The 22,345-nt window shown below is 38.3% G+C and carries 16 protein-coding genes and 1 tRNA gene; 11 read left to right on the top strand and 6 right to left on the bottom strand.

What is annotated here, in order from left to right; genetic code table 11:
* The first annotated feature begins 102 nt into the window (after positions 1-102).
* From dnaK to lepA, 5 genes are all read left to right on the top strand, one after another.
* Complete coding sequence (gene dnaK, locus B5V81_RS01820; protein WP_212111627.1) at positions 103-1,995, top strand: molecular chaperone DnaK; 1,893 nt, start codon at positions 103-105, stop codon at positions 1,993-1,995.
* 158 nt (positions 1,996-2,153) lie between these two features.
* Positions 2,154-3,296: a molecular chaperone DnaJ gene (gene dnaJ, locus B5V81_RS01815; protein WP_212111626.1), complete on the top strand. Its 1,143-nt coding sequence runs from the start codon at positions 2,154-2,156 to the stop codon at positions 3,294-3,296.
* A gap of 1,406 nt (positions 3,297-4,702) precedes the next feature.
* Positions 4,703-5,608 carry an acetylglutamate kinase gene (argB, locus tag B5V81_RS01810; protein ID WP_012230379.1) on the top strand — a complete coding sequence of 302 codons (906 nt, stop codon included), beginning with the start codon at positions 4,703-4,705 and terminating at the stop codon, positions 5,606-5,608.
* A 32-nt stretch (positions 5,609-5,640) separates the two neighbouring features.
* Positions 5,641-6,555, top strand: a complete 915-nt coding sequence (locus B5V81_RS01805) for a DMT family transporter (protein ID WP_212111624.1) — start codon at positions 5,641-5,643, stop codon at positions 6,553-6,555.
* Positions 6,556-7,941: 1,386 nt separating this feature from the next.
* Positions 7,942-9,747 (top strand): translation elongation factor 4, encoded by a 1,806-nt coding sequence (gene lepA, locus B5V81_RS01800; protein ID WP_212111622.1) that lies wholly within the window; start codon positions 7,942-7,944, stop codon positions 9,745-9,747.
* Between the two features lie 570 nt (positions 9,748-10,317).
* On the opposite strand, the gene dapD is transcribed toward lepA, so the two are convergent.
* A complete protein-coding gene (gene dapD / locus B5V81_RS01795) occupies positions 10,318-11,166 on the bottom strand; it encodes a 2,3,4,5-tetrahydropyridine-2,6-dicarboxylate N-succinyltransferase (protein WP_212111616.1) in 849 nt (282 codons plus the stop codon).
* Between the two features lie 106 nt (positions 11,167-11,272).
* Here dapD and B5V81_RS01790 point away from each other — a divergent pair, with 106 nt between their 5' ends.
* Positions 11,273-12,136: an LOG family protein gene (locus tag B5V81_RS01790; protein ID WP_212111614.1), complete on the top strand. Its 864-nt coding sequence runs from the start codon at positions 11,273-11,275 to the stop codon at positions 12,134-12,136.
* A 32-nt stretch (positions 12,137-12,168) separates the two neighbouring features.
* Here B5V81_RS01790 and truA read toward each other — a convergent pair whose 3' ends face one another.
* The 3 genes from truA to def are packed head-to-tail and all read right to left on the bottom strand — an operon-like array spanning position 12,169 to position 14,379.
* The gene (truA, locus tag B5V81_RS01785; RefSeq protein ID WP_212111612.1) at positions 12,169-12,912 is read right to left on the bottom strand and encodes a tRNA pseudouridine(38-40) synthase TruA; all 744 of its coding nucleotides are present in this window, start codon (positions 12,910-12,912) and stop codon (positions 12,169-12,171) included.
* Between the two features lies 1 nt (position 12,913).
* A complete protein-coding gene (gene fmt / locus B5V81_RS01780; protein WP_212111606.1) occupies positions 12,914-13,843 on the bottom strand; it encodes a methionyl-tRNA formyltransferase in 930 nt (309 codons plus the stop codon).
* Complete coding sequence (def, locus tag B5V81_RS01775; RefSeq protein ID WP_212111605.1) at positions 13,843-14,379, bottom strand: peptide deformylase; 537 nt, start codon at positions 14,377-14,379, stop codon at positions 13,843-13,845. Before def ends, fmt begins: the two co-directional genes overlap by 1 nt.
* A gap of 90 nt (positions 14,380-14,469) precedes the next feature.
* Between def and B5V81_RS01770 the strand changes: the two genes are divergently transcribed.
* Entirely contained in the window at positions 14,470-15,651 is a 1,182-nt protein-coding gene (locus B5V81_RS01770) for a DNA recombination protein RmuC (RefSeq protein WP_212111604.1), read from the top strand.
* A 113-nt stretch (positions 15,652-15,764) separates the two neighbouring features.
* A complete protein-coding gene (locus B5V81_RS01765; protein ID WP_212111603.1) occupies positions 15,765-16,352 on the top strand; it encodes a transglycosylase SLT domain-containing protein in 588 nt (195 codons plus the stop codon).
* Between the two features lie 1,277 nt (positions 16,353-17,629).
* On the opposite strand, the gene B5V81_RS01760 is transcribed toward B5V81_RS01765, so the two are convergent.
* A tRNA-Ala gene (locus B5V81_RS01760) sits at positions 17,630-17,705 on the bottom strand.
* A gap of 118 nt (positions 17,706-17,823) precedes the next feature.
* Positions 17,824-18,204 (bottom strand): TIGR02300 family protein, encoded by a 381-nt coding sequence (locus B5V81_RS01755; protein WP_212111602.1) that lies wholly within the window; start codon positions 18,202-18,204, stop codon positions 17,824-17,826.
* A 186-nt stretch (positions 18,205-18,390) separates the two neighbouring features.
* On the opposite strand from B5V81_RS01755, the gene aroA reads away from it, so the two are divergent.
* The 3 genes from aroA to rpsA all read left to right on the top strand — a co-directional run bounded on the left by aroA (position 18,391) and on the right by rpsA (position 22,196).
* Positions 18,391-19,719, top strand: a complete 1,329-nt coding sequence (aroA, locus tag B5V81_RS01750; RefSeq protein ID WP_212111601.1) for a 3-phosphoshikimate 1-carboxyvinyltransferase — start codon at positions 18,391-18,393, stop codon at positions 19,717-19,719.
* Positions 19,716-20,363, top strand: a complete 648-nt coding sequence (gene cmk, locus B5V81_RS01745) for a (d)CMP kinase (protein WP_212111600.1) — start codon at positions 19,716-19,718, stop codon at positions 20,361-20,363. The genes aroA and cmk overlap by 4 nt, the downstream gene beginning before the upstream one ends.
* A 132-nt stretch (positions 20,364-20,495) precedes the next feature.
* The gene (gene rpsA, locus B5V81_RS01740) at positions 20,496-22,196 is read left to right on the top strand and encodes a 30S ribosomal protein S1 (RefSeq protein ID WP_212111599.1); all 1,701 of its coding nucleotides are present in this window, start codon (positions 20,496-20,498) and stop codon (positions 22,194-22,196) included.
* The last annotated feature ends 149 nt before the right edge of the window (positions 22,197-22,345 follow it).

Here is a 22,345-nt window from a genome sequence, read left to right as displayed (position 1 = left end):
TATGTTGCTTGAAGCAATATACGGGCTTTGAGTGTTATGAGGAGCTATCTTAAAAAGATGCTTTATGAAGGTTGAGGTAGCTTGCTGAATGGAGATTATAATATGGCAAAAGTAATTGGTATTGATTTGGGGACGACGAACTCTTGTGTGGCTGTTATGGATGGCAAAAACGCAAAGGTTATCGAAAACTCAGAAGGAGCGCGAACAACACCTTCTGTTGTTGCCTTTACTGATGGAGGAGAGCGGCTTGTTGGACAGCCTGCTAAACGTCAGGCAGTAACAAATCCTGAAGGGACAGTTTTTGCAGTAAAACGTTTGATAGGGCGCCGTTTTGATGACCCTATGGTTGAAAAAGATAAAGCACTTGTACCTTATAAAATCGTTAAAGGTGACAATGGCGATGCATGGGTTGAAGAAGCAGGTAAGAAATATTCTCCATCGCAAATTTCAGCGATGATTTTGCAAAAGATGAAGGAAACAGCTGAGTCCTATCTTGGTGAAAAAGTTGAGCAAGCAGTTATTACTGTTCCTGCTTATTTCAATGATGCACAACGCCAAGCGACTAAAGATGCGGGTAAAATTGCTGGACTTGAAGTTTTACGGATTATTAATGAGCCGACTGCTGCTGCCTTAGCGTATGGTTTGGACAAAAAGGACGGAAAAACAATAGCTGTTTACGACCTTGGTGGTGGTACATTTGATATTTCAGTCCTTGAAATTGGAGATGGCGTTTTTGAGGTTAAGTCAACCAATGGGGATACATTTTTAGGGGGTGAAGACTTTGATATGCGCTTAGTCGGTTATTTTGCCGATGAATTCAAAAAAGAGCAAGGAATTGATCTGAAAAATGATAAACTCGCTTTACAGCGCTTAAAAGAAGCGGCAGAAAAAGCAAAGATTGAGCTTTCATCATCACAGCAAACAGAAATCAACTTACCATTTATCACGGCAGATCAATCAGGTCCCAAGCACTTAACAATGAAGTTGACGCGGGCAAAATTTGAATCTCTGGTTGATGATTTAGTGCAGCGTACCATCGAGCCTTGTAAAGCTGCGTTGAAAGATGCTGGATTAAAGGCTGGTGAGATTGACGAAGTTGTTTTAGTGGGTGGTATGACACGTATGCCCAAGATTCAGCAAGTTGTGCAGAGCTTTTTTGGCAAGGATCCCCACAAAGGTGTTAACCCTGATGAAGTGGTTGCAATGGGTGCCGCCATCCAAGGAGGTGTATTGCAAGGCGATGTTAAAGATGTTTTGTTGCTAGATGTAACACCTTTATCTTTGGGGATTGAAACCTTGGGTGGGGTCTTCACACGCCTTATTGAGCGCAATACCACGATCCCGACGAAAAAATCACAAGTTTTTTCGACAGCTGATGATAACCAGAGTGCTGTGACAATTCGCGTTTTCCAAGGTGAACGGGAAATGGCAAGTGATAATAAATTATTGGCTCAATTTGATCTTGTTGGTATTCCCCCAGCACCACGTGGTATACCTCAAATTGAAGTTACTTTTGATATCGATGCGAATGGTATTGTTAATGTTTCAGCCAAAGATAAGGGAACGGGTAAAGAGCATCAGATTCGTATTCAGGCATCAGGTGGTTTAAGTGATGCTGATATTGAAAAAATGGTAAAGGATGCAGAAGAGCACGCTGCTGAGGATAAAAAACGCCGTGAAGGTGTTGAAGCCAAAAATCAAGCGGAGGCTCTTATTCATTCAACTGAAAAATCGCTCAATGAATATGGCGATAAAGTATCAGCTGAAGAAAAGGGACAGATTGAAACAGCAATATCTGATTTGAAATCTGCGCTTGAAGGCAGTGATACGGAAGAAATAACAACAAAGATGCAAAAACTAGCAGAAGTCAGTATGAAGCTTGGACAGGCTATGTATGAAGCTTCACAAGCAGCGAGCGCTGACACTGAAACAGAAACAAAGAATGATGATGTTGTCGATGCTGATTTTGAAGAAGTTAATGATAAGAAGAAATAGTGTCAGCCTATGTGTTGATTAATTGATAAACCCGGCCTTTGAAATATAAGGCTGGGCTTTATTATTTGAGATAAGTTGCAACTTTGTTGCTAAAAATATACATTAAAAGCGATATTATCCATAAAGATGGATGACAGAAAAACTATCAGGAATACATGATGAAGGTTGATTATTATGAAATTCTTGGCGTGACTCGTGAATGTGATGATAAAAAATTGAAATCTGCTTTTCGTAAGTTAGCAATGCAATATCATCCTGATCGCAACGCCGGGGATAAAGAGGCAGAGCGAAGATTCAAAGAAATTGGCGAAGCCTATGAAGTTTTGAAAGATCCTCAAAAGCGTGCTGCTTATGACCGATTTGGTCACGCGGCCTTTGAAAATAGCGGTGGCCAAGGGGGAGGAAATCCCTTTAGCGGTTTTGCTTCTGGTGGTGGATTTGCTGATATTTTTGAAGACTTTTTTGGTGAGATTATGGGAGGTGCACACCGTAAGCGTGGTGATGGTCGCGAACGTGGTGCAGATCTAAGTTATAATATGGAAGTGACCTTAGAAGAGGCATTTTCAGGAAAAACTGCCGAAATTAATATTCCTAGTTCGCTCACGTGTGATGTTTGTGAAGGTTCAGGAGCGAGAAAGGGCTCTAGGCCACAAGTTTGTGGAACATGTCATGGCTCTGGTCGTGTGCGTGCTGCACAAGGTTTCTTTTCTATTGAGCGAACATGTCCTACATGTCATGGACGTGGTGAAACGATTACAGATCCATGCCCAAAATGTCAGGGAACACGGCGCGTAGAAAAAAAACGTTCATTGAGCGTGAATATTCCAGCTGGTATTGAAGATGGGACGCGTATTCGTCTTTCTGGTGAGGGAGATGCTGGTATTCGTGGTGGTCCCAGTGGTGATCTTTATATTTTCCTTTCCGTTAAACCGCATGAATTTTTTCAGCGAGAAGGAGCAGATCTTCACTGTCGTGTTCCTATTTCAATGGTAACAGCGGCTTTAGGGGGAGAGTTTGAAGTCTCTGACCTTGAGGGGGGTAAAGCACGTGTTAAGATTCCTGAAGGAACACAAAATGGACGTCAATTCCGCCTTAAAGGCAAAGGTATGCCTATGCTGCGCCGTCAGCAAGCAAGAGGTGACCTTTACATCCATATCACGATTGAGACACCACAGAAACTCACGCAAGAGCAACGTGAATTGTTGCAAAAATTTGAAAAGCTTTCAAATCATGAAAATTCACCACAATCGCATGGTTTTTTTTCCCGTATGAAAGAATTTTTTGAAAATATTTCTGGTTAAAATATGTGAATGTTCTCAGAATAAATGAGAAAACACTTTTGAAAGGCTGTTTTCATTAAACTTTCTATTGTCTCACCATCTTTGAAAAGCCTTCTTTGGGCTTGAAAAGAAAAGGGAGAAGCGATTAATTGAGTCTAAGTTCCTGCTGCTGAGAGTTTTTTACATTTCACAAGTTTTATGGATAAGTCTTGTTTTTTGGTGTCTATAACGTTTTAAAAAAGACTTATCCATATAAGGATGCAATTGAATGACTGATAATATTTCAAGTGTTCACTGTATTTATCTTTTTGTACCGTAAAAGGTCGTCATTTAGGGCGGTGATACAAGGTATATAAGTTGGCTTCTACAGATAAAGTATTTTTAGAAGTGTGTGTGGTTATTAGGCTTGTTCGTAGAATTTTATATAAGTAAACCGCATGAGCAGTCATTAGATGGAAGCAGCTCAATAAAAATTCAGATTATTTACAGACGAAATCTCTAAAATATCCTCTCCTTTAAAGGAAAGGAAGAAGCCAAGCATTCAGAATTTTGTGTTTATCTTTCTTTTTATGATTTTTTTACTCAAAAGTCCTTTTAAAGCTCTCATAATAAAACTGTAAAATGGCAAGCTCTTACCAAGTAAGGCTAAAAAAACTGTTGGGCAATCTATTTTTTCCTAATAATATAACCTCTCATTACCAATTGTATAGAGATAGTTTTTCATAATCTTAACCGCTGGCTCCTCTAAAATATGGGCTATTTTTTCAGATAACGCTATATTATGATTATAAATCAATTATTATGCCACTTTCATTTTTAATGTGAAAGCTAATGGTTTTCATTGATTTGGAGTTTTAGAGTTAAAATGACAAACTGTTCTTATGTTCAAATCTCTTATTTACGATACAAAAAGTAAATAACTATCATAAATCAGTTTATTATAATTCTCCATACCATGCATTTTCGTAAATTATTTAATTAATATTTTCGAATATTCAATTGTAGATAAGGTATCAATAAAGCAATTGAGCGATTGCTATGTCGGTGATATATTAATCTGATTAGGATCAGGAAATTTTATTTTTATCTTACAAGGTCAATGGTTTTATATATCCTTATTCATTGTTAAGTATCCACAAAGGTGAACGAATGAGTTGAATGTACAGCAGGGCTTAAAAGTTTTTCTTTTCGATTTTATATATAAAGTCATAAAATACCAACGTTTTTTGCACTTATTTTATTTAACTTTTCGCTGTTAATTTTTTAAGGAAGTTGTTTTCTTGTTTCATCTCATTATGACTTTTTCGTAATTTGAAGGCAGATTGATGATTTTCAGGGGAGTGAATAGAGTAAAGCTTTGTTTTATTGTTTTCACTTTCCCTAAATTTCACTAAGAGATAGTAAAAAGTGATGAGGAGGCTCTATTAATGGATGATGCTAAAAACAGTGCTGTAGATGTTTTGGAAAAACAAGCAGCATTTTTATCGTCTGCTTTACCTTATATGCAAAAATATGAAAATGAAACGGTTGTAGTAAAATATGGCGGTCATGCTATGGGTGATCCTGCTTTGGGGCGAGCATTTGCGCGTGATATTGCTCTTTTAAAGCAATCGGGGATTAATCCTGTTGTTGTTCATGGTGGTGGGCCTCAAATTGCTGAAATTTTAATGAAAATGGGAATTGAATCACGATTTGAAAACGGTTTACGGGTAACTGATGAGCGGATCGTTGAAGTAGTTGAAATGGTTTTAGCGGGTTCCATCAATAAGGAAATAGTTGCTCTCATCAATGCTGAGGGTGAATGGGCAATAGGACTGTGCGGCAAGGATGGCAATATGGTTTTTGCCGAAAAGGCTTATAGAACTGTCATTGATCCTGATTCGCATATTGAACGTGTTTTAGATTTGGGGTTTGTTGGTGAGCCTATTGAAGTTGATCGTACATTACTAGATCTTTTAGCCTGTTCTGAAATGATACCAGTTCTTGCGCCTGTGGCTCCAGGTCGGGATGGAAAAACCTATAATATTAATGCTGATATTTTTGCTGGAGCTATTGCTGGTGCATTAGAGGCAAAACGTCTTTTATTCCTCACTGATGTTCCTGGTGTTTTGGATAAACAGGGTAAACTTTTAAAAGAATTGACAGTTTCTGAAGCTGAGAAACTTATCAAAAATGGAACCATTTCAGGAGGCATGATTCCAAAAGTAGAAACTTGTGTGAAAGCCCTTCAAAATGGTGTGGAAGGTGTTGTCATTTTAAATGGAAAAACCCCTCATTCTGTTTTACTAGAGCTGTTTACCGAACAGGGAGTTGGAACGCTTATTGTTTCGTAAATTGTGCGGAAAATAGGAGGAGATGGTCTTTCATGACGAATATAAAACAGTTTAAATATCCTTTATTAAGTAAACCAGAATTGGCAATATTTGCTGCAACAATATTGTGGGGGATTACATTTTTAGTCATTCACATTGCGGTACGCTATAGCGGTCCTCTATTTTTTGTTGGATTTCGTTTTATTGTTGCCTCCCTTATATGTGGAGCAATTTTTTGGCGCTCTATAAAAGGTATAACTGTTTATGAAGTTTTTGCTGGGATGGCCATTGGTTTATCCATGTTTTTGGGTTATGCTTTTCAAGCAGCTGGACTGCAAACGATCATTAGTAGTCAGTCGGCTTTTATCACAGCACTTTATGTTCCGATGGTTCCAATTTTGCAATGGATTGTTTTTAAAAAACCTCCCCGTTTTGCCTGTTGGATTGGTATTATTTTTGCTTTTATTGGACTTGTCCTTGTTTCAGGACAAAAGCCGGGAAGTTTTGATTTTTCAAAAGGTGAAATTTTGACTTTGTTGGGTGCTTTAGCAATTGCTGGAGAAGTCATACTCATCGGAATTTTTGCCAACAAGGTTGATAGTCGGCGTGTGACTATTATCCAGTTATTCTTTAGTGGTTTCTTTTCATTTGTTTGTATGACTTTGATGGGTGAAAGCATTCCTGAATTTTCGTGGGTATGGTTTAGTATTGGTATGGGATTGGCATTAATGAGTGCTATTATTCAGTTGGCTATGAATTGGGCACAAAAGTCTATTTCTCCTACACGTGCAACACTCATTTATGCAGGTGAGCCAGTATGGGCTGGTATTGTAGGGCGTTTGGCTGGAGAGCATTTATCTCCTTTAGCTTTATTGGGTGGTTTGTTTATTCTGATTGGGATCATTGTTGCTGAACTACAACCTTCACAATGGCGTAAAAAAAATAAAGCAATTCAAAAAATTGATTAGCTATGCATCTTTCTTATAACGATTTTAGTGTATGCGTTTCTTTCTTGCAGAGTTTTCATTTTTGAGGCTTTATAAGCTGTTTCTGCTTTTGTATGCCAAATTGGAGCAAGAGTATTTATTTGTTTGTCTAATCTCTGAAACGGGAAGATAAGTTTCATGGGACTAAGATATGAAGAGGTAAAGATAAAAACCAGCCCTCATTTTTATTGTTATTTTTAAATTTATTTTTACAACTTTCAAAAAACATTCAAGATAATACCTATAATGGGAATTTTATATTGCTGAACGTTGTTTCTTTTTTTTTCAAGGGATTACGCTTTTCATGTAAAATAGAACGCCCAAAGCAGTCTCCTATCATGTTATACATTGCTGCGCTTTTTAAAGAAACTTTTCTCAATATACGTCATATTCATTGGTGGTTCGTGTGAAGTATATAAAAACCACAAAGCAGCACTATTTTACTTAAAATAAAAGGCACTGGCATTTTTTTATCAGTTCCCAATATTACACGATAGCCTCTGGCATTTGAAAGAGGATGAAGAATTTTTATTCGTTTCTTCAATGATTTTTTTATATACTGGCCTTGTTTGTAAAGGGGAAGAGAAAAAATTTAATTGTTTCACTCATGAGAAGGTTTAAAATGAGAAACGACCATTATAAATCAAAGCATTAACCAATAAATTGCAGAGTGTTTATGTTTTTTATCTTTTGTAGAAGAAGAAAGAAGTTGTATAAAAAGTACATAAAAACTCTACTCGATAAAGCCTATTTCTAAAGTTTTAAACGTTATGAAAAAAAATTAACTCTCCTGACATGCATTTATTTTATAGAAGATTGCTAAAAGAGCAGATTATTGCGTGAAAATAAACAAAGCGTTTTTTGCGAATTTTATCAAAAGTTTAAATGATATACGCGTCTACCATATATTCCATACAACACATTGTATTTATAATGGTAATTGTAGTATTATGCGCCTTGGATGAGAACCATAAAAACTGTAAAACTTTCTCATTTCAAATCTTTTTCACGTTAAATCAATTCAGATCACTTGTTTTCACGTCACAAGCGAGCAGTTTATGTCGGTGAAAACTATACAGAAAAGGCGTCTTCTTATAAACTCTTTCAATTGTTAAGATTGTAGCAACATTGAAAGTTGGCAATAATGTGTGATGATGCTGGCTTATCCAGCCTATGCTTCATTAAACAAGATGTAAAAAGATCATTTGAGTTCCTTTGGTATTTGATTGAGTAAACAAAAGCCTTATTTTTTAGGCTATGAGAAGTTGTGTTTTGAGAAGGTCTTTTGGCTAATATTCTTTTGAAAGGTTCTCGACATGACATAATTGGTCTTTGCGTTTTGTATTATTCTTTGCTAAATCGCCTTATATGACAATAGATCGTAATTATATTCGTAATTTTTCCATCGTGGCGCATATTGATCACGGCAAGTCCACTTTAGCTGATCGTTTGATTCAGATGACAGGGGGGCTTGACACGCGTGAGATGAAGGAACAAGTACTCGATTCTATGGATATTGAGCGTGAACGTGGGATTACGATTAAAGCACAAACAGTACGTTTACACTATAAAGCAAAGAATGGTGAGACCTATATTTTAAATCTTATGGATACACCGGGTCATGTGGATTTTGCTTATGAAGTTTCGCGTTCATTGGCAGCTTGTGAAGGCTCACTGTTGGTGGTGGATGCAAGCCAAGGTGTCGAGGCGCAGACATTAGCAAATGTTTATCAAGCCATTGATAATTCTCATGAATTGGTTGTTGTGCTCAATAAAGTTGATCTTCCAGCAGCAGAACCTGAACGTGTTAAAGAACAGATTGAAGATGTAATAGGCATTGATACATCTCAAGCTGTGGAGATATCAGCAAAAACAGGTTTGGGAATTCCTCATGTTTTGGAGGCAATCGTTACACAACTGCCACCTCCACGTACAGGCGATGTTACAAATTCCTTGAAAGCAATGTTGGTTGATAGCTGGTATGATGCATATCTTGGTGTTATTGTTTTGGTACGGGTGATAGATGGTATTTTAAAAAAAGGTCAAACCATTCGTATGATGGGTACAGGGGCAAAATATCCCGTTGAGCGGGTTGGTGTGTTTACACCTAAAATGGTACAGGTTGATGAATTAGGACCAGGCGAGATTGGTTTTATCACTGCTTCTATCAAAGAGGTAGCAGATACACGGGTTGGGGATACGATTACTGAAGAGCGGCGTCCTTGTGAAAATGCTTTGCCTGGCTTTAAGCCTGCGCAGCCGGTTGTCTTTTGTGGACTTTTTCCAATTGATGCTGCCGATTTTGATGATTTGCGTGCAGCCATGGGCAAATTACGCTTAAATGATGCGAGTTTTTCCTTTGAAATGGAAACATCAGCAGCTTTGGGATTTGGTTTTCGCTGTGGTTTTTTAGGGCTTCTTCATCTTGAAATTATTCAAGAGCGGTTAGAACGTGAGTTTAATTTAGATTTAATTGCAACGGCACCTTCGGTTGTTTATCGCATGAATATGAATGATGGTTCTGTTAAAGAATTGCACAATCCGGCAGATATGCCTGACGTGGTTAAAATTTCTTCCATTGAAGAACCATGGATCCGTGCAACAATCATGACTCCTGATAATTATCTTGGATCAATTTTAGAATTATGCCAAGAGCGGCGGGGAGTACAGGTTGGTTTATCCTATGTTGGAACGCGTGCTATGGTAACGTATGATTTACCACTGAATGAAGTCGTTTTTGATTTTTATGATCGCCTCAAATCAATCTCAAAGGGCTATGCTTCTTTTGATTATCAGATGACTGATTATGCAGAGGGTGATTTAGTTAAAATGTCTATTTTGGTGAATGGAGAGCCTATTGATGCATTGTCGATGCTTGTGCACCGTACGATTGCAGAAAAGCGCGGGCGTTCCATGTGCGAAAAACTGAAAGATCTTATTCCTCAGCATATGTTTCAGATTCCGATTCAAGCGGCTATCGGTGGTAAAATTATAGCGCGTGAAACGATTCGTGCTTTGCGTAAAGATGTAACAGCAAAATGTTACGGGGGCGATATAACACGTAAACGCAAACTTTTGGAAAAACAAAAAGAAGGTAAAAAGCGAATGCGTCAATTTGGGAAAGTAGAAATTCCTCAGTCTGCTTTTATTCAAGCGCTCAAAATGAATAAATAATGCAAAGAGATTATTTGCCTTCATTAATTGTGGTTTGCTTTTGTTGATTGGTTTCGGTGTTCAAGAGTGCTTTTGAATGGAAATTGCGCAGTACTCACACTTTTGGGGATAGTGTTTTTCATTGTGTCGTGTTGCTTACGTAAAACAGAATGCTTTAAACAAAATACGTTTGTATTGTATATTGGCGGACTGATTTTACATAAATATCTCTCAATACACTTGATCTCATTTCACAATGGTGTTCGTAAACAGTATAACGATAAAGCCTTCGTAAATGACATAAAATCCATTGCCATATTTATATGTCGTAAAGATGCAGGATGCTATCATCATACTCTTTGTGCGTTTAAAATATTATGATAGCCCTTGGTGCTTGAGAAAATTCATTAAAGACATTTTTATTCTTTTATTAAGGTGTGTCTTACTCGTACACTGACTACGTTTGTGATGTACAAGGAAATGAGAGAAATTGATTCAATATGAAAGAATTTAAAAGAATACAATTTTTGTATTTTAGAATGTTATTCAAGTTGAAAAACAATGAATGACCATTATAAATCAATATTGTGTCTAATCACGTAAAAGATCGTTAATGGATGTTTTCTCTCGTGTTTTTTGATCAACGCGTTTTACGATAACAGCACAATAAAGGTTTGGGCCTGCTTCACCATTTGGGAGTGGTTTTCCGGGGAGAGATCCTGGTACAACAACCGAATAGGCTGGTACTTCACCAATAAAAACTTCTCCTGTTGTACGATCAATAATCTTGGTGGATTTTCCAATAAAAACACCCATACCTAAGACTGCTCCTTCACGAATAATACAGCCTTCAACAACTTCAGAGCGTGCACCAATAAAGCAATGATCTTCAATAATGGTTGGATTTGCTTGCAGTGGTTCTAAAACACCTCCGATTCCAACACCACCGGAAAGATGAACATGTTTGCCAATTTGTGCGCAAGAACCAACGGTTGTCCATGTATCAACCATTGTACCCTCATCGACAAAAGCACCAAGATTGATAAAGGATGGCATGAGTATGACATTTGGTGCAATATAGGCAGAATGGCGTGCAATCGCTCCAGGAACGGAACGGAACCCCGCTTTTTGAAAATCATCTTCTTGCCAACCAGAAAATTTCGAAGGGACTTTATCCCACCAATGTGTTCCATTGACTCCACCAGCAATAATTTGCATTGGGTTTAGTCGAAAAGAGAGTAAAATAGCTTTTTTCAACCATTGATAAACATGCCATTGTCCATTTTTTTGTCGTTCTGCAACACGAATTTCACCTTTATCAAGAAGGTTCAGTGCGTGTTGGACACTCTCACGGATTTCACCTTTTGTGGTAGTATTGATAGAATCGCGATCATCAAATGCTTTTTCGATGATGATTTCAAGTTGCGTGAGATAGGTCATGATGAGAGTTCCGTTAAATAAGTTGAAAGCTTCAAGATTTATTCTCTATGACCTACGCGAAGAAATGTTTTCAGTCAATAAAGCGATAAGAAAGTAGGAGATGTGTATGAAAAAAGGCTGTAAAGAAAAAATAAAAAAAGAACAAGGAAATTGGACACCGCTTCTTCATACGAAGGATGCTCTACAACAGATCCATAAAGTCTCTAATTCAGCACAAATGCGTTCATCTACTTATCGTCTAGCCTATATCGATCAAGATTTTATGATGCGTCCAGAGTTGCGCTCACAACGTATTGGTCTTGAATTTTTAAAGCCAGAAATAACACTTAAAGAATATAATATTCAATCAACAGTTGTTTTGTTTGGTGGTGCACGTATTCCTGAACCAGGGCAAGTAGCGTGGGCTGCAAAAAATGAAACACAAAAGAAAAACTTGCGTGCTATGTCACATTATTACGATGAAGCAAGAGAGTTTGCACGTTTGTGCTCACTCTATTCTGCTACGACAGAATATCGTGAATTTGTGGTTGTTACAGGGGGTGGACCAGGGATCATGGAGGCAGGAAATCGTGGTGCTTGTGATGTTGGCGCCCCAACAGTTGGCTTGAATATTATTTTACCCCATGAGCAAGAGCCTAATCCTTATGTGTCACCGCATCTGTGTTTCAATTTCCACTATTTGGGGATGCGAAAAATGCATTTTTTAGTCCGAGCGAAAGCATTAGCTATTTTTCCTGGAGGATTTGGGACTCTAGATGAACTGTTTGAGACGTTAACTTTAATACAGACGAGGCGTATGAAACAGGTGCCAATTTTATTGTTTGGCAAAGAATTTTGGAGCAATGCTATCAATTTTGAATATTTAGCTTCGCAAGGTACAATCTCTCCTAGTGATGTTAATTTTATGAAATTTGTCAATACAGCAGCAGAAGCTTTTGAAGAGATTCGTTCTTTTTATAAATTGCCTTAATTTCTTTTGAAAAAGTCATTTTTTTGAAACAGTTAATATTCTACCTTAGTCAAATAAAGTCCTGAAGGGGGTGCCACAACGCCACAGCGTTTACGATCTTTAGCATGAAGAGCTGCTTCAAGATCTTGAACTGTCCAACGTCCAATACCCACTTCCATAAGGCTTCCTGCGAATGAACGGATTTGATGATGAAGAAAAGAGCGGGCTTGCGCATAAAGGAGGATTTCCTCTTCTTCTCTTTGAACATCGAGGCGTTCAAGGGTACGAATAGGGCTTTGGGCTTGGCAATGTGCTGAACGGAAAGTTGTAAAATCATGTTGTCCGATAAGCTTTTGCGCAGCTTCATGCATAGCTTGCGCATTAAGAGGCTTTGGTATCCACCATACGCGTTTAGCATTTAAAGCTGGTGGAGCGCGACGATTGAGGATTTTGAAAAGATAATGGCGTTTGATAGCGGAAAATCGTGCATCAAAATCATCAGGGACATTTTCTACATTTAAGACTGAAATTGCCTCTCCCTGTTGACGTAAAAGAGCATTGAGCGCACCACAGACAGTATGGGGGAGCCAGTTTTTTTCAAAGTCAACATGAGCAACTTGTCCTGTAGCATGCACCCCTGCATCTGTTCGTCCTGCTGTTGTTATGGTCAATTGTTGTCCACTGAAGCAAAAAATCGCCTGTTCAAGAGCTCCTTGTATCGTGTGCAGTTCTGCTTGACGTTGCCATCCAGCGTAATTTGATCCATCATATTCAAGAGTGAGTTTAAAACGTGGCATTTTAAAAAACAGCAGAAATGTGAGCGCCTCGCAAAAAGGTTGCGCTATCAAGAATTTTACCACCAGACCTTTGAAGAGAGGTTATTTCTATTCGTCCCTGTCCGCAATGGATAATCAAAGAATTTGGTTCTATACGACCAATTTCAAGAGAAGGACCTGTTATTAAACGACTTCCAAGAATTTTTACGCGTTCTTCTTGCCCAGTGATATTCATGTGGCACCAGCAGCCAGGAAAGGGAGAGAGCGCACAGATATATCGATGAATAAATTCAGCAGGTTTTGTCCAATCAATGCGGGTTTCTTCCTTTTTGATTTTAGCAGCATAGGTGATGCCTTCTTCTGATTGAGGGGTCAGTTTAAGTTGGCCTTTTTCAAGATTTGATAGAGTTTCTATCATAAGCTCTGCGGCTATATTTGAAAGTTTATTTGAAAGCTCAGCACTATTGGTGTTATCAGGAATGGGGATGGAACGGGAAAGAGCGATAGGCCCCGTATCAAGTCCTTTATCCATTTTCATGATCATTATCCCAGTTTCCTTATCACCAGCCATAATTGCACGCTGAATAGGTGCTGCACCACGCCACCGTGGTAAAAGCGAAGCATGGGCATTAAAACAACCAAAACGTGGTGTTTCAAGAATAGCTTTCGGTAAGAGGAGTCCATAGGCAACCACAATAGCCGCATCAACAGAAAGTGCTGCAAATAGGTCTTGCTGTTCGGCTGTTTTGAGTGTTTGGGGTGTGAATACGGGAATAGATTTTTCTTCTGCTGCATTTTGCACGGGTGAGGGAATAAGTTTAAGACCACGGCGTCCAGCTGGACGAGGAGGTTGGCTATAAACGGCAACAATATCATGACCCGCATTCAATAAAGCACGCAAAATAGGAACAGAAAAATCTGGTGTTCCCATAAAACTTAATCGTAATGCCATTACAAAACTGCTTCCTGCATGTTTTTTTCTTTTGCACGTTTTTTAAATTTTCGTATCACCATATCGCGCTTGATCTTTGAAATGTAATCAATAAACAGGCGACCATCTAAATGATCAATTTCATGCTGCAAACAAGTTGCCAACAGATCATCTGCTTCAATTTCTTTTTGTTTTCCTTCACGATCTTGATAGCGCGCGCGCAGACGTTTAGGGCGTTCAACTTCTGCAAAATAGTCCGGGATAGAAAGACAACCTTCTTTGTAAACATTGCGCTCATCTGAAAGCCATAAAATCTCAGGGTTGATGATAACAAGTGGTTTTTTCTGCTCATCTTCAGAATTTCCAGAGACATCTATAACCAACATACGTAGTGGTATACCAATCTGAATAGCAGCAAGACCAATGCCTTTAGCATTATACATGGTTTCCAACATATCATCCGCGAGTTTTTGGAGAGCTGTATCAACCTGCTCAACAGGTTTTGATATTTCCCGTAAAATCGGATCAGGTAAAGTAACTAAAGATCTTATTGGCATAATGAAGAGATTAATCAATGGTTTGTTATTGGTCAATATTGAAAACGGATTCTTGCGCTTTTTTACGATAAGAGCGTTATATTACTGTTTATGTTTGATTCGTTTTTTTCTATACTAGCTAGTGAGCTTTTTTCCAAACTAATGCTTTTGCTTCTGTTTATACTCGTCTGTTTAGCATTTTTTATGCTGATACATTCTCATCGAAAAAAAGCACTTTTGGAAAATGAAATTGCTGAACGCGCGCGTGAAGCACAAATGCAGATGGCTACTTTACTGAAGACACAAGCTGAAATGCAAGGGCGCATGCAAACGATGGCTGAAATCTTTGGTCAAAGACAGGCTGAGTTGAATAAGTCACTCAGTGAGCAACTCAATGGCATGACAGTCAATATAGGTCAAACACTTCAGGTACAGACTAAATCCACTTATGAAAATTTGAATCGCTTGCAAGAGCGTTTAGCCGTCATTGATGCAGCACAGAATAATATTCAATCGCTTACGGGACAAGTTGTGCAACTGCAATCTATTTTAAGCAATAAGCAGACACGTGGTACCTTTGGTCAGGGGCGGATGGAAGCAATTATTGCTGATGCCTTACCAGCAAATGCTTATGCTTTTCAGGCAGTTCTTTCCAATGGAAAGCGCCCAGATTGTCTTATTCATATGCCCAATAAAGCTCCTTCTCTTGTTGTTGATGCTAAATTTCCTCTGGAGGCTTGGAATGCAATGCGTAAAGCGGCAGCAGCGCAAGAGCGTCAAGAGGCAGAACGCCAATTTCGTACCGATATGGACGTCCATATTCGTGATATTGCGCAAAAATATTTGATTCCTGGAGAAACCCATGACACCGCTTTTCTTTTTGTGCCATCGGAATCCATTTTTGCAACAATTTATGAGGATTTTGAGCCATTGGTACAAAAAGCCAATAGAGCCCATGTCATTATTGTTTCACCGTCTTTGTTGATGCTCTCTGTCCAAGTTGTACAAACTATTATGAAAGATGCACGGATGCGCGAACAAGCGCATTTAATTCAATCAGAAGTAGCGAAATTGATGGAAGATTTTGGACGAATGGATGCGCGTGTTCGCGCACTACAGAAGCATTTTCACAAAGCAGGTGAAGATATAGAGGGAATTTTAATATCGTCCTCCAAAATTATGAAACGAGCAAATCGCATTGAAACTGTCGAATTAAAAGAAAATTATTCTGAACCGCAAAAAATGACAACATCGGCTCAGTCGCAAACATTGCGTTTTGTTGATGAAGAATAAAATCAAGCAAGCTTCTGAACGATCACAAGTTAAAATCATGTTCTTTATTGATTGGTAATAATTTTTTAGTATTTCTATCTTGTTTTATTTCTTAAACGAGAGGAATAGGGAAGATGCGACACCTTTTGTTTTTAGGGGCACTGGTGTTTCTGCTAGGGGGGTGTGCAACAACCACTCCCGTCCACACAAACAATGCTTGCGCTATTTTAGCACAAAAAAATGGTTTTTTTGATAATTGGGGTAAGGCATCTCAAAGAGCGGAAATGCGCTATGGAATTCCTATGCCGATTATTCTTGCAACCATTAAGATGGAATCGAGCTTTCGTCACGATGCACGTCCTCCACGCAAAAAACTACTTGGTTTTATCCCATGGAAACGTCAATCGACAGCTTATGGTTATGCTCAAGCGCTTGACGGTACATGGGCAATGTATCTTCGCTCTACAGGAAAGTCTTTTGCATGGCGTACGAATTTCGCAGATGCTGCTGATTTTGTTGCTTGGTACCATCGCCAAAGTGTTCAACGCAATGGAGTGAGGTTTGATGATGCATATAGCCTTTATTTAAATTACCACATGGGGCATGGTGCTTATGCGCGTAGTGGCGGATCTGTCAGTGCTGCACTATCACAGGCAGCACAGCGCATGGCAGGGATATCGAGGCTCTACGAACAGCAATTAAAGAGATGTGGATGGCGTTAGCAAAGATTCTCAAAATCTCAATGAGAGAGTTGATGGTATAAAATTATTGAAAGCAAAATTTCTTATGGCACGATAAGACAGTATCATTTTTTCGATTGTTGAATGGATAAACTGTTATTTTTTAGAATGAACTTAAGCAGTAGAAAGTTTTTGCACTACACAATATATTTGAAGATACTCTCGATATTTTTGTCCCCCTTTGTTCAAAAAATTTACAATGAACACCATCTTCTATTGAGCACTGGCATTTAACTCTGGACAAAATATCAGAGATTATTGAAAGAAAATTTTAAAATATAATATCAATTTTCATTATGCGTATTATTGGCTGATTATGATATGAATACTTATTTGTGAAGCGTATAAAATAGCAATTAAAACAAATACAATTCCAGCATCATAAAAAGGGTAAAATATTCGATATAAAAAACGAGACATGCATTAAACGATCATAAAACACTGCTTTATATAAAGGGATAATGAAAGCCCTCTAAAAGATTAAGTATCTTGCGCATTGTATGAAATGAAGCATTTCTGTCCATCATAATTGAAAAAAGTTATCTTGTTGTACAGCCCTATCGTTTAGGGGAAAGGTATATACAGCTTTACATATAATGAATATTCAGGACAAGATTTGTCTTTAGCGCTTATGAAATAACACGCCAGTTTCCAATGTTGTGATAGCGTTGCTTTTCTCCTATACCTCAACTTTTCTCATAATGTGCTAAAGAAACGATTTTAATTGATTCAATATTGCGGGGGGGATGATAAGAGAATCTTACACTGTTTGGAATTATTATTTTATGGAGTAGATAATTTATCATGACAAATCAATGTGTTATTTAGATGTTAACATACCTTAGAAATGAGTTGGTGAAGGTTGATCAAGGGGGATAATTTTTTTTAAAATGAGCAGGACATTTTATAAGGTTTTATAAGGTTAAAAAACACTCGAAAAAAGTTCTGATTCGCAATAATAGAGAAGTATATCCTGTTCTCGAGTCTTTATTGAAGTAGTACGCACCTTTTAAAAAGATATCCATAATCAATATATTACGATTTTGCGGAAATATTATAGCAGAGGGGGATTCAAATTTTGTTTTTTAAAGAAAGGCTTATTTTTCATTGTCATGAAAGGAAAACTTTACAATCCAACAAACGATTAAAAGTGCACTATTATGATAGCGTTGAAATACAAACAGTCCGCTGTTAGACTAAAGACTACAAAGCACATCAACTTTTCAGATTGATTTCTCTTGATAGTAGAAAGGCGCTTTTGGTGGAGCTAAGCGGGATCGAACCGCTGACCTCTTGCATGCCATGCAAGCGCTCTCCCAGCTGAGCTATAGCCCCTATAAAAACAAATTCTTCCTAAAAGGACAGTCTATAATTTCAGCTTTTCTAAAACGAGAAAAATTGAAGATCAAGAAAAATTTGCATTCAACGGAAAAGATGCCTTTTTTTACTTCTTTTAAGCATCGTCATCATTAGAAACGCCGCCTCCAAGAATATCGGTAACGTCATCATCCTCATCGTCATCATCGTGAGATAAAAATGTATCATCGTCATCACCGAGATCGACATCACCATCTTCCAAATCGGGAAGATCGTCATCTTTAGCACCGTCATCATCCTCTTCAAGAAGCATAAAAGCAGACTTTTCAAGTGCTGTATCAAGTTCTTCAGTATCTACTTCTTCTTCATTATTTGCTTCAGCTGCCGCAACCTCAAAATAAGAACGCGGATAAGAAATTCCTGTATAAGGTGACACAATAGGATCGCGATTTAGATCGTAAAATTTTTTTCCTGTTTCTGGATCAACACGTTTCGTTCCAAGTTCTTGTTTTGCCATAAACCGTGCCTCTTTGATTAACTACATTCCATTAAAAGATAAATTTTATGGTGCTTAATCGAAAAATGATACCTTTGTCAAAGACAAATACACTGTTACATGTAGATTTTTTCATGACGTTTTTTAAAGCATATGTTAAAGGATACGTAATTTCATAAAAGTTAGATAGAATTAAATAGAATTTCCATGCAAAAAGCAATCCCTATAACTGCCTATAAATCGAGTAGTCTCTCTGGAAAAATTCGAATACCAGGAGATAAATCAATCTCCCATCGCTCTCTTATATTGGGAGGGTTAGCAAATGGTGAAACATGTATCCACGGATTACTTGAAAGCGCTGATGTACTCAATACAGCTTCTGCTATGCAAGCTATGGGCGCTTGTATAATTAAGAAAGATGACTTCTGGAGCATACGAGGAACAGGGAATGGTTGCCTCTTAGCTGCACAACAACCTTTAGACTTTGGAAATGCTGGAACAGGTGTTCGTTTGGTTATGGGAATGGTTGGTCCCTATCATATGAAAACAACTTTTATGGGTGATGCTTCTCTCTCTAAACGTCCTATGGGACGTATCCTCGATCCACTGCGTCTTATGGGAGTGGAAATTGAGGCCACAAACGGTAATTACCTTCCTTTAACGCTGCATGGTCCCAAAATGGCTAATCCGATTCGCTATCGTGTTCCAATAGCTTCCTCTCAAGTTAAATCAGCGGTTCTCCTTGCTGGACTCAATACCGCCGGTATTACAACAGTTATTGAACCGGTTCTCACACGCGATCATACGGAAAAAATGTTAAAAGCATTTGGTGCTAAACTTGACATAGAAAGAGATAAAGAAGGTGCGCGTTTGATTCATCTTAATGGTCACCCCCATCTTACCGGACAAACGATTCATATTCCCGGTGATCCTTCTTCTGCTGCTTTTCCAATTATCGCAGCCCTTCTTGTAGAAGACTCTGATATCACCATTGAAAATGTTCTGATCAATAACTCTCGAATAGGGCTTATCGAAACATTGTGGGAAATGGGCGCTCAAATTGAATTTTTGAACCAACGCCAAACAGGTGGAGAAGATGTTGCGGATCTACGGATAAAATCATCGGTTCTCAAAGGTGTTACTGTGCCTGAAGAACGCGTCCCATCGATGATTGATGAATATCCTGCTTTGGCAGTAGCAGCTGCCTTTGCGGAAGGCAAAACAGTTATGCTAGGAATTGAGGAGTTACGTGTTAAGGAATCAGATCGACTGTCTGCTGTTGCTCAAGGATTAAAAGTTAATTGCGTAGACTGTGAAGAAGGTCAAGATTTTCTTGTTGTTTATGGGAAAGGTTCCGCCAAAGGTTTGGGTGGTGGGTATGTCTCCACACATCTTGATCATCGAATTGCGATGTGTTTTCTCATCTTTGGGCTTGTATCAGAAAAGCCTGTTACCATTGATGATCAACGAATGATCGCTACGAGCTTTCCAGAATTTATTCCTTTTATAAAACAACTTGGGGGAAAAATCGCTTGAAGCCTTTTGTTATTGCTATTGATGGACCTGCCGCTTCAGGCAAAGGAACCTTAGCACGCAAAATTGCTGCACATTATCATCTTCATCATCTGGATACGGGGCTTACTTATCGTGGTGTTGCTTATGCGCTTTTACAAAAAAAATTAGCTCTTGATGATGAAAAAAGTGCTATCACTTATGCTAAAGAACTTGATTTTAATAGCTTAAATCCTATTCTCCTCTCTTCTCATGAACTTGGCGAAGCGGCTTCGAAAATAGCGATTAACCCTGCTGTGCGCAAAATTCTTGTCAAAAAACAACGTAATTTTGCTAAAACTTTACCTGGAAGCGTGCTCGATGGGCGAGATATTGGCACTGTCGTTTGTCCTGATGCTGATATCAAGTTTTATATTCTAGCCAATGTTCAAACACGTGCCAAACGTCGCTACCAAGAGATTTTAAAAAACGGAGGACAAGCAAATTATTATGAAATACTTAGCGATCTTGAACAGCGAGACAGTCGCGATATAACACGCAAACAAAGTCCCCTAAAACCAGCAAAAAACACCCACTTGCTTGATACGTCAGAATTGAGTATAGAAGCAACATTTGCAATTGCATGTAGTTTTATTGATCCAATCATAAAAATACATATAATTAGATAAACTCGTTAAGGTAGCTTCCAGCCTAGCGCTAACATTTTTCCTTTATTCAAGGAAAAAGGCTAAGAAGTTGCCAATGTTAACACTAACCTAGCGCTCATACCTTATAGTACAAGGTATATATTAGGAGTTCTTATGTCACAATACAATCCCACAACAGCGGATTTTGAAGCCCTTTTAACAGAATCTTTTCAAACCAATGATCTTAATGAAGGATCTGTTGTTAAAGGTCGTGTTATTGCAATCGAAAAAGACATGGCCATTATTGATGCTGGACTTAAAGTTGAAGGACGTATTCCTCTCAAAGAATTTGGAGCGAAAGCAAAAGACGGTTCTTTGCAAGTTGGCGATGAAGTTGAGGTTTATATTGAACGCATTGAAAATGCCATGGGTGAAGCTGTTTTATCGCGTGAAAAAGCACGGCGCGAAGAAAGTTGGGTCCGTTTAGAGGAAAAATTCAATGCAGGTGCGCGCGTTGAGGGCGTTATTTTTAGCCAAGTAAAAGGTGGCTTTACAGTCGATCTTGATGGTGCTGTTGCTTTTTTGCCGCGCAGCCAGGTTGATATTCGGCCCATTCGTGATGTTTCACCTCTCATGCATAATTCACAATCCTTTGAAATTTTGAAGATGGATCGTCGTCGTGGCAATATTGTTGTTTCACGTCGTACCGTCTTAGAAGAAAGTCGCGCTGAGCAACGTTCAGAAATCGTACAAAATCTTGAAGAAAACCAAATCGTTGAAGGCGTGGTGAAAAATATTACAGATTATGGTGCCTTTGTTGATCTTGGTGGGATTGATGGTCTCTTACACGTTACAGATATGGCATGGCGGCGTGTTAACCACCCATCTGAAGTTCTGACAATTGGTCAAACGATTAAAGTTCAGATTATTCGCATCAATCAAGATACACACCGTATTTCTCTTGGAATGAAACAGCTTGAAAGTGATCCTTGGGAAAGCATCAGTGTCCGGTATCCAATTGGTAAAAAAATTACGGGTGCTGTTACCAACATTACGGATTACGGTGGTTTTGTTGAAATTGAACCAGGAATTGAAGGATTGATCCATGTTTCTGAAATGAGCTGGACAAAGAAAAATGTTCACCCTGGAAAGATTTTATCTACATCACAAGAAGTAGAAGTGGTTGTTCTTGAAATTGATCCTTCTAAACGGCGTATTTCTCTTGGCTTAAAGCAAACATTTGAAAATCCATGGGAAGCTTTTGCCAATAAATTTCCTGTCAATTCACAAATTGAGGGAGAGGTTAAAAATAAAACAGAATTTGGTTTATTTATTGGGCTTGAAGGTGATGTTGATGGTATGGTTCATCTCTCTGATCTTGATTGGAACCGTCCAGGTGAACAAGTCATTGATACTTACAATAAAGGCGACATCGTTAAAGCTGTGGTCCTTGATGTTGACATTGAAAAAGAGCGTATCTCTCTCGGAATTAAGCAGCTTTCTAGCGATAAAGTTGGAGAAGCGGCCGCTTCTGGCGAATTGCGAAAAGGTGCTGTTGTAACCTGTGAAGTGGTTGCTGTTAACGACAATGACATTAATGTGAAATTGATTGACCACAACCTTGAGACAATCATTCGCCGTGCTGATCTTGCGCGTGATCGTGATGAACAACGACCTGAGCGTTTTGCAATTGGGCAAAAGGTTGATGCGCGTATCACAGCATTTGATAAAAAAACACGTAAAATTTCAGTATCAATCAAAGCGTTAGAAATTGCAGAGGAAAAAGAAGCTGTTGCTCAATATGGTTCTAGAGATTCAGGGGCTTCTCTTGGCGATATTCTTGGTGCAGCTTTGAAAAAACAAGAACAAGACTAATCATCAATCATTAAAATTGATGGTGTTATTAAGGTCACTCATTTTAGGAGTGACCTTTTTATTTTTTAAAGAAATTCTCTACTTATTTTTAATTATTGCATTAAAAATTATTATAAATGCTTGCAAATAAAAACAAAAATCTTGTTTTT

Source organism: Bartonella queenslandensis, assembly GCF_018155095.1.
Lineage (GTDB): Bacteria > Pseudomonadota > Alphaproteobacteria > Rhizobiales > Rhizobiaceae > Bartonella > Bartonella queenslandensis_B.
The sequence above is the reverse complement of the archived record's forward strand: the minus strand, read 5'-3'. Positions and strand labels throughout refer to the sequence as shown.

Excerpts from the sequence above, each read along its gene's own strand:
- B5V81_RS01805 (WP_212111624.1), top strand. The coding sequence starts at position 5,641 with ATGACGAATATAAAACAGTTTAAATATCCTTTATTAAGTAAACCAGAA.
- def (WP_212111605.1), bottom strand. The coding sequence starts at position 14,379 with ATGCCAATAAGATCTTTAGTTACTTTACCTGATCCGATTTTACGGGAA.
- dnaK (WP_212111627.1), top strand. The coding sequence starts at position 103 with ATGGCAAAAGTAATTGGTATTGATTTGGGGACGACGAACTCTTGTGTG.
- dnaJ (WP_212111626.1), top strand. The coding sequence starts at position 2,154 with ATGAAGGTTGATTATTATGAAATTCTTGGCGTGACTCGTGAATGTGAT.
- B5V81_RS01755 (WP_212111602.1), bottom strand. The coding sequence starts at position 18,204 with ATGGCAAAACAAGAACTTGGAACGAAACGTGTTGATCCAGAAACAGGA.
- fmt (WP_212111606.1), bottom strand. The coding sequence starts at position 13,843 with ATGGCATTACGATTAAGTTTTATGGGAACACCAGATTTTTCTGTTCCT.
- dapD (WP_212111616.1), bottom strand. The coding sequence starts at position 11,166 with ATGACCTATCTCACGCAACTTGAAATCATCATCGAAAAAGCATTTGAT.
- lepA (WP_212111622.1), top strand. The coding sequence starts at position 7,942 with ATGACAATAGATCGTAATTATATTCGTAATTTTTCCATCGTGGCGCAT.
- B5V81_RS01770 (WP_212111604.1), top strand. The coding sequence starts at position 14,470 with ATGTTTGATTCGTTTTTTTCTATACTAGCTAGTGAGCTTTTTTCCAAA.
- truA (WP_212111612.1), bottom strand. The coding sequence starts at position 12,912 with ATGCCACGTTTTAAACTCACTCTTGAATATGATGGATCAAATTACGCT.
- rpsA (WP_212111599.1), top strand. The coding sequence starts at position 20,496 with ATGTCACAATACAATCCCACAACAGCGGATTTTGAAGCCCTTTTAACA.
- B5V81_RS01765 (WP_212111603.1), top strand. The coding sequence starts at position 15,765 with ATGCGACACCTTTTGTTTTTAGGGGCACTGGTGTTTCTGCTAGGGGGG.
- B5V81_RS01790 (WP_212111614.1), top strand. The coding sequence starts at position 11,273 with ATGAAAAAAGGCTGTAAAGAAAAAATAAAAAAAGAACAAGGAAATTGG.
- argB (WP_012230379.1), top strand. The coding sequence starts at position 4,703 with ATGGATGATGCTAAAAACAGTGCTGTAGATGTTTTGGAAAAACAAGCA.
- aroA (WP_212111601.1), top strand. The coding sequence starts at position 18,391 with ATGCAAAAAGCAATCCCTATAACTGCCTATAAATCGAGTAGTCTCTCT.